This is a genomic window from Amycolatopsis decaplanina DSM 44594, assembly GCF_000342005.1.
Lineage (GTDB): Bacteria > Actinomycetota > Actinomycetes > Mycobacteriales > Pseudonocardiaceae > Amycolatopsis > Amycolatopsis decaplanina.
Genome location: NZ_AOHO01000033.1, coordinates 1 through 1582, shown reverse-complemented (window position 1 = coordinate 1582; position 1582 = coordinate 1). Strand labels below are relative to the sequence as shown.

General features: G+C 64.5%; 1 protein-coding gene. It reads right to left on the bottom strand.

The genetic code is table 11. The annotated features are described in order from the left end of the window. A partial coding sequence (locus H074_RS40150) for a hypothetical protein (protein WP_152521365.1) occupies positions 1-1562 on the bottom strand: 1562 nt, incomplete at its 3' end. Between the last annotated feature and the right edge of the window lie 20 nt (positions 1563-1582).

The following is a 1582-nucleotide window of genomic DNA, read 5'->3' as shown; positions in this document are numbered from 1 at the left end:
CCGAACACATTCCCCACCGGCACAGCAGCCAGATCACCCCCCTCCCACACCACACCCCCACCCTCACCCTCACCCTCATTCTCGTGCCGCGAAAGCGCCCGCGACCGCGCCCGCGCCGCCTCCGCCTCCTCCGCCACCCGAACAGGAACCCCCGCACCCGCGCCCCTCGCGACAGCTCCCCACAACACCGCCACCTGGCTCTTGTTGATCAAGCCACCGGACAGTTCCGCGACGTCCGCCTGCGGCATCTTTCCGTGAAGCTTTCCCGCCCAGGCATTGATCCAGCCCTGGGCGACCACACTCGTGATCGACCCCGGCCGGTCCTTCGATTTCAGGGTGAAACCTGCCGGGAGATCTCCCCGCATGTTCAGGAAATCCCGGAACGTTTGGGGTCCCGTACCATCCGGTGCAGGACGCCAGCCCACCACATCCCCCGGCACATCCTCAGGAATCTCTGGCCGCTCAAGACGATGCCACAACTCGCTGACGTGAGAGCGACCGAACAAATCACCGGACAGTTTCGCGACTTCCGCTGGCGTCATCTTTTCTCCGTGCAGGTCTTCCACCCAGCCCTTGATCCACTCCTGGGCCATCTGGCTCGAGCGCTTCCGGTCCTTCGATTTCAGGCCGAAACCTGGCGGCTGGGGCCGTGATTCCAGGAAAGCCCTCAACGTCCGCGGACCGGTGCCGTCCTTCGCGGGACGCCACCCCACCACCTCAGGCCGGGTCAGCACCCCCGGCACCGAAGAACCACCACCCCCAGGAACATCCCCCTCCAGCACCCTCGTATCCGATTCCCTGGCAAGGCCTGCCCACAACGCTCCCACCTGGACCGGGTTGATCAAGTCACCGGACAGTTCTATGACCTTCGCATACGTCATCTTTCCGTAAAGCGTTTTCGCCCAGGCATTGATCCACCCCTGGGCCAGCTGACTCGAGCGCGGTCGGCTCGCTGATTTCAGTTCGAAGCCGTCCGGGAGGCCTCCCCGTTTGTTCAGGAAATCCCGGAACGTTTGGGGTCCCGTGCCATCCGGTGCAGGACGCCAGCCCACCACATCCCCCGGCACATCCTTCGGAATCTCTAGCCCCTTAAGACGCCGCCACAACGCACCGACCTGAGAATTACTGACCAAGCCACCGGACAAATCCACGACCGCCTGCAGCGTCATCTTTTCTTCGTGCAGGTCTTCTACCCAGGCATTGATCATTTTCTGGGCGGCCGGGCTTGTCGTCGACCTTGGCCGGTCCTTCGATTTCAGGCCGAAACCTTCCGGATGGGGCCGTGATTCCAGGAAAGCCCTCAACGTCCGGTGACCGGTGCCGTCCTTCGCGGGACGCCACCCCACCACCTCAGGCCGGGTCAGAGGGGCAGAGTCTTGAGGTGCCAGATGCAGGGGTTCGGTGAGGCCGAGGCGGGCGGGAGCTGTGGCCGGGACCGGGAGGTAGTAGCCGGCCTCGACCCGGCCATCGGGATATTGCGCTGATGGCTCGACCAGCCATACCCAGCGCTCACCATCCGCGTCCGGGAGCACCGGGATGCCGTCCCAGGTAAGACCGAACATGCCTACCCGAACCGCGGGAC